The organism is Sinorhizobium sp. FG01 (assembly GCF_002531875.1).
GTDB classification, from domain to species: domain Bacteria; phylum Pseudomonadota; class Alphaproteobacteria; order Rhizobiales; family Rhizobiaceae; genus Sinorhizobium; species Sinorhizobium fredii_C.
Map to the genome: position 1 here is coordinate 501,368 of NZ_NWTB01000003.1, position 13,212 is coordinate 514,579.

Annotated in this window: 10 protein-coding genes; 5 read left to right on the top strand and 5 right to left on the bottom strand. The window is 63.4% G+C overall.

Going from position 1 to position 13,212, the window contains the following annotated elements:
• The 3 genes from CO656_RS05140 to CO656_RS05150 form a co-directional block, all read right to left on the bottom strand.
• Positions 1-2,457: a phosphoketolase family protein gene (locus tag CO656_RS05140; protein WP_179864702.1), complete on the bottom strand. Its 2,457-nt coding sequence runs from the start codon at positions 2,455-2,457 to the stop codon at positions 1-3.
• A 33-nt stretch (positions 2,458-2,490) separates the two neighbouring features.
• The gene (gene adhP, locus CO656_RS05145; protein ID WP_037423488.1) at positions 2,491-3,519 is read right to left on the bottom strand and encodes an alcohol dehydrogenase AdhP; all 1,029 of its coding nucleotides are present in this window, start codon (positions 3,517-3,519) and stop codon (positions 2,491-2,493) included.
• A 68-nt stretch (positions 3,520-3,587) separates the two neighbouring features.
• Complete coding sequence (locus CO656_RS05150; RefSeq protein WP_097525002.1) at positions 3,588-4,259, bottom strand: CBS domain-containing protein; 672 nt, start codon at positions 4,257-4,259, stop codon at positions 3,588-3,590.
• 427 nt (positions 4,260-4,686) lie between these two features.
• On the opposite strand from CO656_RS05150, the gene CO656_RS05155 reads away from it, so the two are divergent.
• The 4 genes from CO656_RS05155 to fabI are packed head-to-tail and all read left to right on the top strand — an operon-like array spanning position 4,687 to position 9,857.
• Positions 4,687-6,885, top strand: coding sequence for a DUF3141 domain-containing protein (locus CO656_RS05155; protein WP_097525003.1), 2,199 nt, complete (start codon positions 4,687-4,689; stop codon positions 6,883-6,885).
• 22 nt (positions 6,886-6,907) lie between these two features.
• Positions 6,908-7,864, top strand: coding sequence for a phosphate acetyltransferase (locus CO656_RS05160; protein ID WP_097525004.1), 957 nt, complete (start codon positions 6,908-6,910; stop codon positions 7,862-7,864).
• 4 nt (positions 7,865-7,868) lie between these two features.
• Positions 7,869-9,053, top strand: a complete 1,185-nt coding sequence (locus CO656_RS05165; RefSeq protein ID WP_097525005.1) for an acetate kinase — start codon at positions 7,869-7,871, stop codon at positions 9,051-9,053.
• 18 nt (positions 9,054-9,071) lie between these two features.
• Positions 9,072-9,857 (top strand): enoyl-ACP reductase FabI, encoded by a 786-nt coding sequence (fabI, locus tag CO656_RS05170; protein ID WP_097525006.1) that lies wholly within the window; start codon positions 9,072-9,074, stop codon positions 9,855-9,857.
• A 108-nt stretch (positions 9,858-9,965) separates the two neighbouring features.
• Here the strand turns inward: fabI and CO656_RS05175 are convergent, their stop codons facing one another.
• On the bottom strand, positions 9,966-10,883 hold the full coding sequence (locus tag CO656_RS05175; RefSeq protein WP_037423426.1) for a PhzF family phenazine biosynthesis protein: 918 nt from the start codon (positions 10,881-10,883) through the stop codon (positions 9,966-9,968).
• A gap of 328 nt (positions 10,884-11,211) precedes the next feature.
• On the opposite strand from CO656_RS05175, the gene CO656_RS05180 reads away from it, so the two are divergent.
• Positions 11,212-12,417, top strand: coding sequence for an MFS transporter (locus CO656_RS05180; RefSeq protein ID WP_097525007.1), 1,206 nt, complete (start codon positions 11,212-11,214; stop codon positions 12,415-12,417).
• Between the two features lie 54 nt (positions 12,418-12,471).
• Here the strand turns inward: CO656_RS05180 and CO656_RS05185 are convergent, their stop codons facing one another.
• Positions 12,472-13,212: a DNA mismatch repair protein MutT gene (locus CO656_RS05185; RefSeq protein ID WP_097525008.1), complete on the bottom strand. Its 741-nt coding sequence runs from the start codon at positions 13,210-13,212 to the stop codon at positions 12,472-12,474.

Genomic DNA, 13,212 nt, shown 5'->3' on the forward strand with positions numbered 1-13,212 from the left:
CTAGGCATTGTCGCCTTCCGTGGATGTCGCTCCCCGCACTTGCTCCATGCCCTTGACGCCCCATTGCCATCCGCTGATGGACGGCATGTCGTCGCCATACTTCTCGATATATTCCCGGTGCTCGATCAGCTTTGCCTGAATGGCTTGCTTGAAATAGGCAGCGCGTGCACCGAGCTGCGGCAGCCGATCGATGACGTCGCTGACGAGATGGAAGCGATCGAGCTCGTTGAGGACAACCATATCGAACGGCGTCGTCGTCGTGCCCTCTTCCTTGTAGCCGCGCACGTGAAGATTTCCATGGTTCGTCCGGCGATAGGTCAGCCGGTGGATGAGCCACGGATAGCCGTGGAAGGCGAAGATGATCGGCTTGTCCCTGGTGAAAAGGCCATCGAAATCCCGGTCAGACAGCCCGTGCGGGTGCTCCTCCGCCGGCTGCAGCTTCATCAGGTTGACGACATTGATGACCCGCACCCTCACCTCCGGCAGGTGCTCGCGCAGCAACTGGACCGCAGCCAAGGTCTCAAGCGTCGGGACGTCGCCGCAACAGGCCATGACGACATCGGGTTCGCCGTCTCTGTCGTTGCTCGCCCAGTCCCATATGCTGAGGCCCATGCTGCAATGCCGCACGGCTTGCTCCATGGTCAGCCATTGCGGAGCGGGCTGCTTGCCGGCGACGACGACGTTGATGTAGTTGCGGCTGCGCAGGCAATGGTCGGTCACGGAAAGAAGCGTATTGGCGTCCGGCGGCAGGTAGACGCGAATGACGTCGGCCTTCTTGTTGACGACGTGGTCGATGAACCCGGGATCCTGATGGCTGAACCCGTTGTGATCCTGCCGCCAGACATGGGAACTGAGGAAATAGTTCAGGGAGGCGACCGGCCTGCGCCACGGGATCTCGTTGCACACCTTCAGCCATTTGGCGTGCTGATTGAACATCGAATCTATGATGTGGATGAAGGCTTCATAGCAGGAGAAGAACCCATGGCGGCCCGTTAGCAGATAGCCTTCCAGCCAGCCCTGGCACTGGTGCTCGCTCAGGACCTCCATGATGCGGCCATCCGGCGACAGGTGGTCGTCCTCCGGAAGGATCTCGGCCATGTAGCAACGATCGGTGACCTCGAGCACGTCCTGCCATCGGTTGGAGTTGTTTTCGTCCGGGCTGAACAGGCGGAAGTTCCGGCTGTCCATGTTGAGCTTCATCACGTCCCGCAAGAACTTGCCCATGAGACGGGCGGCTTCCACGGTCGTCGCTCCGGGACGCGGAACATCGACCGCATAGTCCCGGAAAGCCGGCATCTTGAGGTCGCGCAGCAGCAGCCCGCCATTGGCGTGGGGGTTGTCGCTCATTCGACGACGTCCGCTCGGTGCCAGCGCGACCAGTTCCGGCTTCAGCCGCCCCTCGTCATTGAAAAGCTCCTCCGGACGGTAGCTTTTCATCCATTGCTCGAGGACGAGGATATGCTCCGGCTTGTCCATTTCGCCCATCGGCACCTGGTGCGATCGCCAATAGTCCTCACACTTCTTGCCATCGATCTCTGAGGGGCAGGTCCAGCCTTTCGGCGTGCGAAAGACGATCATCGGCCATGCCGGGCGTTTCAGATTGCCGCTGGTGCGGGCGCCGTCCCAGATTTCGCGAATGTCGGCGACGGCTGTATCGAGCACGCCGGCCAATTGCTGGTGAACGTTACCCGGCTCATGGCCTTCGACGAAATAGGGCTTGTAACCCATGCCCTCGAAGAATTTCCGCAATTCATCATGAGGTATCCGGGCGAGAAAACACGGATTGGCGATCTTGTATCCGTTCAAGTGCAGGATCGGCAGCACACAGCCGTCGCGCGCCGGGTTCAGGAACTTGTTGCCTTGCCAACCGGTCGCGAGAGGTCCTGTCTCGGCCTCGCCATCGCCAACGACACAGGCGACGATCAGGTCGGGGTTGTCGAATGCCGCGCCATAGGCGTGGCTCAGCGCATATCCGAGCTCGCCGCCCTCGTGAATGCTGCCGGGGGTCTCCGGGGCGACATGGCTGGGAATGCCGCCGGGAAAGCTGAACTGCTTGAAGAGCCGCTGCATTCCCTCGGTGGTTTGGCCGATGTCCGGATAAAATTCGCTGTATGTCCCCTCCAGATAGGCATGCGCCACCAGCGACGGCCCACCATGCCCCGGACCGATGACGTAGATCATGTTGAGATCGTCGCGCTTGATGATCCGGTTGAGGTGCACGTAGAGCATGTTCAGGCCCGGCGACGTTCCCCAATGGCCGAGCAGACGTGGCTTTACGTGCTCGCGTTTCAACGGCTCTCGCAGCAGGGGGTTGTCGAGCAGGTAGATCTGGCCGACCGAGAGGTAGTTCGAAGCCCGCCAGTAGGCGTCCATCAGGCGAAGCTCCTCCGATGACAGCGCGGTCCCAGCCTGTGACTTGCCTGATGCTGTTTCGTTCATCACTGCCGTTTCAGCCATCTGAGCCTCCCCATCCAAATCCGTCATGCAAGGCTATTGCAGTCTCATGACTATGCGGCCGTCGATCTTGCCTGCTTCCATGCGATGGAAGATGTCGTTGATGTTCTCCAGGTTTTCCCAGGAGTAATGCGGCGTCACCTTGCCCTCCGCCGCAAAGAGGAGCGATTCTTCCAGGTCCTGGCGGGTGCCGACGATCGATCCGCGCACGGTTATGCGCTTCAGGACTGTTTCGAACACAGGCAGGGAAACCATCCCGGGCGGAAGGCCGACAAGGACCATCGTGCCCTTCGAGCGCATGAATCCGAAGGCCTGTTCCATCGCGGCGGGCGAGACCGCGGTCACGAGCGCTCCATGAACGCCGCCGTTGGTGGCCTTTGCTACCTGCTCAATGGCATCGGCTGCCTTGCCGTTGACCGTGATGTCGGCGCCGAGTTGCCTCGCCAGGGCCAGTTTGTCCTCGAATATGTCGGCGGCTACGACGTGCATGCCCATCGCCTTGGCATATTGCACCGCCATGTGGCCCAGACCGCCGACACCCGAAATGGCCACCCATTCACCCGGACGGACTTCCGTTTCCTTCAGCCCCTTGTAAACTGTCACCCCCGCACAGAGAACGGGGGCAGCGGCTCCGAATTCCAACCCATCCGGAAGGCTGCCGACGAAGTCGGGGTCCGCCAGCCCGAATTCCGCGAATGTGCCATTCACCGAGTACCCGGTGTTCGACTGCGACGCGCACAAGGTTTCCCAACCGGTCCGGCAATAGGGGCAATAGCCGCAGGCGGTGTGGAGCCAGGGCACGCCAACCCGGTCACCCTCCTTTACTCTTTTCACGCCGGCGCCCGCAGCAGCGACGAAGCCGACACCCTCATGCCCCGGAATGAAGGGCGGGCTTGGCTTTACCGGCCAATCGCCGTTCGCCGCGTGCAGGTCGGTGTGACACACGCCGGTTGCTTCATATTTCACGAGTATCTGCCCCGATCGAGGAGCTGGGACCTCCACGTCCTCGATCGTGAGCGGGGTGCGGAACTGCCGAACGACAGCCGCCTTCATCATCTGTGCCATTTCCATTCCCCTTCATCTCGCATGAGTACAGAGACGCTTCGCGGGGTCGGTATGATCAGGCGGGCAAGCTATTGAGTATAAGGATCTGGGAAATGCTCCACCACGCCCCGAACGCCGTGAACGCTCTCAGCCAGGACGTGCGCGGCCTTCCTGCAAGCGGCCGGATCGACCTTGCCCCAAAAGTGCACGATCCCCTCGGTCACCGTGACCGTCACATCCAATCCTTCCAGACCGGTGTTCTCGCCGAGGCGAACAAGGATGCTGCGTCGAATGGCGTCGTCGCCGGCTGCTGTTTCGTCCTGCTTTGACGCGAAAATCGCCTCCAGCAGGTCGGCGCGGCTGACGATGCCGACCATTTCTCCATTCCGCAGGACGGGAATGCGCTTGATGCCGCGTTCCTGCATGAGCCTTGCGACACGCGCAAGGGACGCATCTTCGTCGATGGTCACGGGATCGGCTGTCATGACGTCGCCGACTCTCCACGAGCACCGCCTCACAAAGTCGTTGGCCCTGTCATCGGGGGCAAGGCTCATGTCCGCCATCAAGGCGGATGCTTCACTGCAGAGTTCCGTCCGGCGGATCAGGTCGCCTTCGCTGATGACGCCGAGCAAGTGCCCTTCGTCGTCGACGACGGGAATGCCGCTAACGTGATGCTCGAACATCAGCTTGGCTGCCTGTCTGACGCTGTTGTCAGGCGACAGTTTGACGACCTTTGTCGTCATCACATCCTTGACAAGCATATCGATCCAACTCCGGTAAGAATCCCTTCCGTCATTCCCCGCCTGAACCCGACTCCCTCCGTTCCTGCGCTCCCATTCGACAAATCCGGCATGAAGCGAACTGCCGCGGAAAGATGCCGCTCGAAAGGAACGATAGGCCAAAAAAGACGGGCCGGCATTGACCGCAATCAATAACGACCTCGGCTCCGGCGAATCGGGACGCTCTCGCCGTGCCGATTCCGTCATATTGCCGCATTGCGGGCGCTTCCCGACAGCGTCGCAGCGGGATCGCATAGTATGATGCCGCAGTGCAGTTCATCGCGCTCGGCGCCCCGGAAGCGCACCGGTCCGCCTGGATTTGACGGAGATCAATGCTCGAAAGGCAGTGTTGCTGTATGTGCGTTCAGAGACTGGGACCGCCCTCCGTTCAAGCCGAGGAGTAGACCGAATGGCTCAGCCGACCATCCCGTCATTTGCAGACGCATTCGCCTATTCGTTCGATGCCTGGCAGCGTTCCATCCTGTTTCTCGACGTCATGCGCCAGCGTGGTGAACAGTACGAGGAACATGCTGCGCAAACCGCTCCGCACGTGCTGAACTACGACGCGGAACTTGTCGTCGACGGACGGACGCTTGATAGGCCGGTCAACTACGCGCTCGTCCGGATAGTCCCGCCCGAAGGCATCGTTGTCGACACACTGAAACGACCGTTCGTCGTCGTCGACCCGCGCGCCGGCCACGGGCCCGGCATCGGCGGGTTCAAGGCCGACAGCGAGATCGGCGTGGCGATGAAGGCCGGCCACCCCTGCTATTTCATCGGCTTCCTTCCCGAACCGGTCCCCGGCCAGACGATCGAGGACATCGCCCGCGCCGAAGCGGTTTTCCTCGAGACGGTCATTGCCCGCCATCCGAACGCCGACGGCAAGCCTTGCGTGATCGGCAACTGCCAGGCCGGCTGGGCGGTGATGATCCTCGCATCCCTGCGCCCGGAACTGTTCGGTCCGATCATCATTGCGGGTACGCCGCTTTCCTATTGGGCCGGCGTCAGGGGGCAGTATCCGATGCGCTATTCGGGTGGACTGCTTGGCGGCAGTTGGCTGACGGCGCTCACCGGCGATCTCGGCGGCGGCCTGTTCGACGGCGCCTGGCTCGTCCAGAATTTCGAGAACCAGAATCCCGCCAATACCCTCTGGAGCAAGCAGTACAATCTCTACTCGAAAATAGACACGGAGCCCGAGCGCTACCTCGGCTTCGAGCGTTGGTGGGGTGGCCATGTGACGCTGAATGCCGAGGAGATGCAGTTCATCGTCGATGAACTCTTCGTCGGCAACAAGCTCGCCGCGGGCGAAATCCGCACCTCCGACGGCACCGCCATCGACTTGCGCAACATCCGCTCGCCCATCGTCGTCTTCTGCTCGAAAGGCGACAACATCACGCCGCCACAGCAGGCGCTCGATTGGATCCTCGATCTTTACGACAGCGTCGACGAGATCCGTGCCTACGGCCAGACAATCGTCTACGCCGTGCACGACAAGATCGGCCACCTCGGCATCTTTGTCTCGGCCGGGGTCGCCCGGAAGGAACACGACGAGTTCGCGTCCAACATCGATCTGATCGACGTGCTGCCGCCCGGCCTCTACGAGGCAGTCCTTGAGCCGGCGAGCGAGGTCGCCGAGGGCCGGGCCTTGGTTGCCGGAGAATGGGTGATGCGTTGCGAAGCGCGAACGCTGGACGATATCCGTGCCCTCGGTGGAAATGACATCGAAGACGAACATCGCTTTGCCGCGGCGGCGAAGCTCTCGGAGGTCAATCTCGCCCTCTACCGCACCTTCCTGCAGCCCGCGGTCCGAGCCATGGTCACGCCGACCTTTGCCGAGGCGATGCGCCGCACGCATCCGCTACGCCTGCAATACGAGCTCTTCGGGCCGAGCAATCCCTTCATGGCCTGGATCCAGGCGGCCGCGGAGCATGCCCGCGAAAACCGCAAGCCGGCGGTCGCCGAGAACCCGTTCCTCGCCCTGCAGGAAAACATGTCGCAACAGATCGTCAGTGGTCTTGAGGCTTGGCGAAGGACGGTAGAGCAACTTTCGGAGGAGACCTTCCGCGCCATCTACGGCTCCCCGGTCCTGCAGACCGCGCTCGGCATCGACAGCACATCCGATCGCCCGCGCAGGCCGGCGAAGAGCCCTCTGCACCAGGAACTTGTCAAAACCCGGATCGCTTCGCTCAGAGCCGAGATCGCCGAGGGCGGGCTGCGCGAGGCCCTTGCCAGGGCCCTGCTGTTCGTCGGGAAAGCGCGCGACGGCGCCGACGAGCGCGGCTTCGAGGCAATCCGCCGGTTGCGCCGCGCCCACCCGACAGCAAGCCAGTTGACGCTTCCGCAGTTCAAGGCGCTGTTGCGCAAGCAGTACTTCATCTTGCTGATCGACGAGGAAGCGGCACTCGCAGCGATCCCCAAATTGCTCCCGGAAGACCTCGATGAACGCCACTCCGCCTTCAATGTCCTGCGTGAGGTGCTGGAGGCATCCGGAGCCATTGCCGGGGCAGCCGCAGAGCGTATGGAACGCGTCGAGAGGCTTTTTGGCCTCGGCAGCGAAACGGTGCCGTTCGCGGCGCGCAAGAGCGCACGCGAGCGTAAGACGTCCTGATCGACCATTTGGAGGTTTCGAAGTGTCCGAGGTCACTGCACTGACGGCCGAGCCGTCCAAGTACGACCGCCTGATCGCAGCCGCACAGGCCGAAACGTCGGCGGTGACGATTGTCGTTCATCCCTGCGACGAGACTTCGCTGCGCGGTGCGCTTCAAGCGGCGGAAACGGGGCTCATCAAACCTGTTCTCGTGGGGCCGGAAGTGAAGATCCGTTCTGTGGCGGCCGAGCATGGGCTCGAAATCGGCGGCTGGGAAATCGTCGATGCGCCGCACAGCCATGCCGCCGCCGCCAAGTCGGTTGCGCTCGTTCGCGAGGGCAAGGGCGAACTTCTGATGAAGGGCAGCCTGCATACCGACGAGCTGATGCATGAGGTCGCCGCCTCCGCCACCGGCCTCAGGACCGATCGGCGGATCAGTCACGTCTTCGTCATGGACGTCCCCGGTCATCCAGAGACGCTGTTCATCACCGACGCAGCGATCAATATCTTCCCGGACCTCGAAGCCAAGCGCGACATCGTTCAGAACGCGATCGATCTCTGGGTGACGATCGGCCTCGGCGAGCCGCGGGTCGCGATCGTTTCGGCGGTGGAGACGGTCACCGCCAAGATCCCATCGACGATCGAAGCGGCGGCGCTCTGCAAGATGGCCGAGCGCGGCCAGATCACCGGCGGCCTGCTCGACGGGCCGCTCGCCTTCGACAACGCAATCGATCCCGAAGCGGCCCGCATCAAGGGCATCAGGTCGCCGGTTGCCGGCCACGCCCAGATCATCGTCGTGCCGGATCTGGAGGCCGGCAACATGCTCGCAAAGAACCTGACCTTCCTTTCCCATGCGGATGCAGCCGGCATCGTCCTCGGCGCCCGCGTGCCGATCGTGCTGACGTCGCGGGCGGATTCGATCAGAACCCGCCTCGCTTCCTGCGCCGTCGCCGCGCTTTTCGCGGCCCGGCGGCGTGCAGCACAAGTCGCGGCGGTCTAGCGCCATGGACGCGATCCTCGTCGTCAATGCCGGTTCATCGAGCCTGAAGTTCCAGGTCTTCAGCGTCGGCGGGGCGAGCCTGACGCGGCAGGTGCGCGGCCAGATCGGCGGCATCGGCTCGCGACCGCGCCTCTATGCCAAAGGCGCCGATGGGGCAATCCTGATCGATCAGAACTACCCCGCGGAGGCCCTTCGCGACCTTCCGGCCGCCATCGCGTCCGCACGCGAATGGCTGCTGACGCTTGAGGGTGTCGAACTTTGCGCAATCGGCCATCGCGTCGTCCATGGCGGCCCCGACTACGCGCAGCCCGTACTGATCGACGCGACAGTGCTCGACCGCCTTGCCAGCTATCAGAATTTGGCGCCGCTGCACCAGCCCAACAATCTCGCGCCCATTCGGCTTGCCATGGAGATTAACCCGGACGTGCCACAGGTCGCCTGTTTCGATACGGCCTTCCACCGCGGGCACCCAAAGGATGCCGATTGTTACGCGTTGCCACGGGCGTTTTACGACCAGGGCGTGCGGCGTTACGGCTTCCATGGCCTTTCCTACGAATACGTCGCCGAGCGGATGCGCGAAATCGCGCCGGACGCAGCGCGCGGCAAAGTCATCGTCGCGCATCTCGGCAGCGGCGCTTCGATGTGCGCGCTACGCGACGGCCACAGCATCGAGAGTACGATGGGCTTCACTGCCCTCGACGGATTGCCGATGGGAACACGTCCAGGCCAACTCGACCCGGGCGTCGTGCTCTACCTCATCTCGCAAAAGGGCATGAGTGCCGAGGCCGTGTCTGACCTCCTCTATCACGATGCCGGCCTAAAAGGTCTTTCCGGCATTTCGAACGACATGCGCGAACTTCTGGAGAGCGACGACAAGCGCGCCTCCTTCGCGATCGACCATTTCGTGCACCGCTGCAGCCTCAGCGCCGGCATGCTCGCCGCGGCGCTCGGCGGTGTCGATGCTTTCGTCTTCACAGCGGGTGTCGGGGAGAACTCGGCGCCGATCCGCGCACGGATCGCCGAGCGCCTCGCCTGGCTTGGCGCCGAACTCGAGCCAGCCGCAAACGAGGGGGGCGCCGCGCTGATATCGACTGCTGCGAGCCGCGTCGCGCTTCATGTCATTCCGACCGACGAGGAACTGATGATCGCACGCCACACGCTCGCGCTGATCAGTGCCCCCAACGCCTGATCCCGGAGGAAAGCCGAGATGTCCATTCCCGCCGTAAAGGCCAAGCTTCTCGAAGGCCGCAAGGGCCTCATCGTCGGCATCGCCAACGACCGCTCGATTGCCTGGGGCTGTGCGCGCGCATTCCATGCGTTCGGGGCGGAAGTCGCGGTGACCTATCTTAACGACAAAGCCAGGCCCCATGTGGAGCCCCTGGCGCGCGAGCTCGACGCGCCGCTCTTTCTGCCGCTGGACGTCGCCGTGCCCGGCCAGATGGAGGCTGTCTTCGAGCGCATCGCGGAGACCTGGGGAGAGCTCGACTTCCTCGTCCACTCGATCGCCTTTTCGCCGAAGGATGCGCTCGGCGGGCGGGTGACCGACGTCCCCCGCGAGGGCTTCCTGACGACAATGGAGATCTCCTGCTGGTCCTTCATCCGCATGGCGCATCTGGCCGAACCGCTGATGAAGCGCGGCGGAACGCTCTTCACCATGACCTATCACGGCTCGCAGGTGGTGGTGGAGAACTACAACATCATGGGCGTCGCCAAGGCCGCACTCGAAAGCGCCGTGCGGTACATTGCTGCGGAGCTCGGCCCCAAAGGCATCCGCGTGCACGCGATCTCTCCCGGCGCCCTTGCCACCCGTGCCGCCTCCGGCATTCCCGAGTTCGATACGCTTCTGGAGAAGACGAAAGTGAAATCGCCGACGCGCGAACTGGTCGACATCGACGACGTCGGCGTCGCGACGGCCTTTCTTGCGCACGACGCCGCGCGGCTCATTACGGGTCAGGTGCTCTACGTCGACGGCGGCTACCACATCATCGATTGAAGAGCGGCAATCGGGTTGTCTGCGACATTGAACGAGGCGAGCCGGTCCCTGCTCGAAGCGAAAGGAACGCTTCCCGCTTCCTGCTGACGCAAAAAGCCCCCAATCCGCCTAAACCGTCAGGTCGCCCTCGGCCATCTTCACCGCGTGGCCGCCGATGCGGGCGGTTGCAATCTTGCCGCCGGCAATGTCGAGGTGCAGGTGGATGAAGGAAGGGCGCGCCATCTCGACCCCTTGCTCCACCAGGATGGCGTGATGCCCGTCGACGAGTTCGTCGAAGAGGTGAATCGCGCCGGATAGCGCCGCCACGGCCGCGCCGGTTGCCGGGTCTTCGGCGATTCCCATCTCCGGGGCAAACATGCGGGCGTGGAAGCGGGCCATGTGGTTGATCCCGCCGCGGCAGTAGAGATAGGCGGCGGCGAGCCGCCCTTCCGCCAGCGGTGCCAGTCGCTCCCAGCGCTGCGGGTCGAACTCCACAGCCGCCACGGCAGCGATATCGTGCAACGGCACCATGACGAAGGGAACGCCGGCACTCCAGAAGGAAATGACATGGTTCTCGAAGCCGATCTGCGTCGCCTTGAGGCTCAGCGCATCGGCAATCGCCTGCTTGTCGAAGCGCGCGTCCAGCCGGCTCGGCTTGCGCGGCAGGTCGAACTCGGCGAAGGTCGCGGCTCCGGGCCGCAGCCGCACCGCCGTCCGCACCGGCCCGACCTTCTGTTCCAATATCTGCATGAGATCGAGCGGCTTCTCAGTATCGCCGTAGAGCGCCTCTGCTATTGCCACGGCCGCGCCGACGGTCGGATGGCCGGCGAAGGGCAGTTCGTGCCAGGGCGTGTAGATCCTGAGCTGCACCGCATGCGTTGCGCTCCCCCGCCGCTGAATGAACACCGTCTCCGAAAGATTGAATTCCTGGGCGATCGACTGCATCGCCGCGTCGCTCAGGTCTTCGGCATCGAACACCACCGCAAGCGGATTTCCCTCGAGACGCTTCTCGGTGAAAACGTCGTAGATCGCGTAGCGTCGTCCCATGCATCCCCCCGTCGCCGGCACGTTACCCGATGCCCTTAGTCCGAGATCCGGACTGGCAGGAAGCTTGCAACGCCCTCGTCCGCGCGGCAAGGCGAAATTTCCTCGGATGGCCATGACTTTCCGACGCGAGATGCGGCCGCTTTGCGGACACGTCGTCGATCGGAAATCATCAACTCGATAGCACCTGGAAATTTAAACACCCTTTGTCGCGAGGACGACCTTTCTGCCGTTCACGACAACCGTTATGAGACGTTGCTGCAAGCCCTCCCGAACGGGAACGCCAGAAGCGGCATACACGGATGCTGGCAGGAAAGGACGCGGCGGGAACATGACAAGCGAAGTTATGTCACGCAGAACTATTCCGGCCGGCGTGTGGGCCCTCGGCTTCGTCTCGATGTTCATGGACATCTCCTCGGAGATGATCCACGCGCTGTTGCCCCTCTACATGGTCACCGTGCTCGGCACATCGACGCTCGTGGTCGGACTTATCGAGGGCATAGCCGAGGCGACGGCCTCGATCACCAAGGTTTTCTCAGGCGTACTCAGCGATTGGCTGGGAAAGCGCAAGTTCCTGGCCGTTCTCGGCTATGGCCTGGCGGCGCTCACCAAACCGATCTTTCCGCTCGCCACCTCCGTGGAATGGCTGGTGGGGGCGCGTTTCATCGATCGCGTCGGCAAAGGCATCCGCGGGGCGCCGCGCGACGCGCTCGTCGCCGACCTCGCCCCACCGCACCTGCGTGGCGCCAGCTTCGGCCTGCGCCAGTCGCTCGATACGGTCGGCGCATTCACCGGCCCCCTCCTCGCCATCGGCCTGATGTGGCTGACGGCGGATCACTTTCAGGCCGTGTTCTGGTTCGCGGTGATTCCCGCCTTTTTTTCCGTTGGGGTGCTTGTCGTTTGGGTTAAAGAGCCAGAGCGACCGAAGGAATTGCGCCGGGTGCGCATGCCGCTGCGCCGTGATGAACTCAGTCGGCTCGGATCGGCCTATTGGTGGGTCGTGGCCGTCGCCGCGGTCTTCACGCTGGCCCGCTTCAGCGAGGCCTTCCTCATCCTGCGCGCCCAGTCGATCGGCCTGTCTCCGGCGCTGGCGCCGGTCGTCCTCGTGATCATGAGCTTCGCCTACGCGCTCTCGGCCTATCCTGCCGGCGTGCTCTCCGACCGTCTGAACCGCTTGCCCCTTCTCGTGCTCGGCCTTGTCCTCCTAGTCTTGGCCGACCTGGTCCTCGCCTTCACGACGGGTATCGTAACGCTCGGCATTGGCGTCGCGCTTTGGGGGCTGCATATGGGCCTCACGCAAGGATTGCTGGCGACCTTGATCGCCGACGCGGCGCCGGCGGAACTGCGTGGCACCGCCTTCGGCATGTTCAACTTGGTGACCGGCATCGCCCTGCTGCTTGCCAGCATCACCGCCGGCGCTCTCTGGGACATCGCCGGGCCGCAGGCAACCTTCGTCGCCGGTGCTGCCTTCACTCTCTTGACTATTTTGGGGCTGGTTCCGGTCAGCTCCCGGCTCCCCCGGCGGGACAGAGCATGAGTGCGACAATCCCGCTTCGATAGAGAAGCCGCGCGGGGGGCGCATTGACAAAGGCTACTTGATTTCTCGCCGCGCAAAGAGCCAATCGAGGATCGGCGGGATAAACTCCGCATAGTTGTGCGCATGCGGTTCGGGCCCACGGATCGCCAGCGCCTCGTCGACCTCTGGATCCGGATCGGCTGCGATATGCGCCGCCACCCGCGCGACGACCTCGTCCGCTGTAGCGGGGAGCCGGAAAACGCGAAACACGGTGATCGTGCCGGCCATGTGAATGGCGTGCCAGCCTGGTTCGGCGGAGGCCTCGGAGAGTGAAATGCCCGTTTCCTCCTTCACTTCTCGGGCAATATTGCCGGCGACGTCGCAACGCCCATCGACAACGTCTTCCGGTTCCAGCGAGCCGCCGGGGCTGTAGACTCGGCCGGCATTGGCCGTGTGGGCGCCCATGCGGATGGCGATCAGGGCACCGTCCGAGGAAAGCAGCATCGGCATGCCGAAGATGTGGTAGGCCCCCGGTCCCCGCGTCGTTCGCCACCAGAGAAAGGTCGAGTACGGAACGATATGCGCCCGGGCGGCGATGCGCCCTTCGGCGATGCGGATCGACCGCTGCAGTACCATCCTGCCGTCGAACAGGTGCGGATTGGCGGCGATCTCGCGCTGCCAGCTCTCCCGCGCGCGCTCCGACTCGGCAAGGTGGAACGGGTGCGGTTCGGCGGAAACCTCTATGTCGATCTCCGACACCGGGAAAACCTTACCTTCCGGGGGCCAGCCGGTCCGATTGCTCTCGAGAAGGGTCAT

Excerpts from the sequence above, each read along its gene's own strand:
- CO656_RS05175 (WP_037423426.1), bottom strand. The coding sequence starts at position 10,883 with ATGGGACGACGCTACGCGATCTACGACGTTTTCACCGAGAAGCGTCTC.
- CO656_RS05155 (WP_097525003.1), top strand. The coding sequence starts at position 4,687 with ATGGCTCAGCCGACCATCCCGTCATTTGCAGACGCATTCGCCTATTCG.
- CO656_RS05185 (WP_097525008.1), bottom strand. The coding sequence starts at position 13,212 with ATGACCCTTCTCGAGAGCAATCGGACCGGCTGGCCCCCGGAAGGTAAG.
- fabI (WP_097525006.1), top strand. The coding sequence starts at position 9,072 with ATGTCCATTCCCGCCGTAAAGGCCAAGCTTCTCGAAGGCCGCAAGGGC.
- CO656_RS05140 (WP_179864702.1), bottom strand. The coding sequence starts at position 2,457 with ATGGCTGAAACGGCAGTGATGAACGAAACAGCATCAGGCAAGTCACAG.
- CO656_RS05150 (WP_097525002.1), bottom strand. The coding sequence starts at position 4,259 with ATGCTTGTCAAGGATGTGATGACGACAAAGGTCGTCAAACTGTCGCCT.
- adhP (WP_037423488.1), bottom strand. The coding sequence starts at position 3,519 with ATGGCACAGATGATGAAGGCGGCTGTCGTTCGGCAGTTCCGCACCCCG.
- CO656_RS05165 (WP_097525005.1), top strand. The coding sequence starts at position 7,869 with ATGGACGCGATCCTCGTCGTCAATGCCGGTTCATCGAGCCTGAAGTTC.
- CO656_RS05180 (WP_097525007.1), top strand. The coding sequence starts at position 11,212 with ATGACAAGCGAAGTTATGTCACGCAGAACTATTCCGGCCGGCGTGTGG.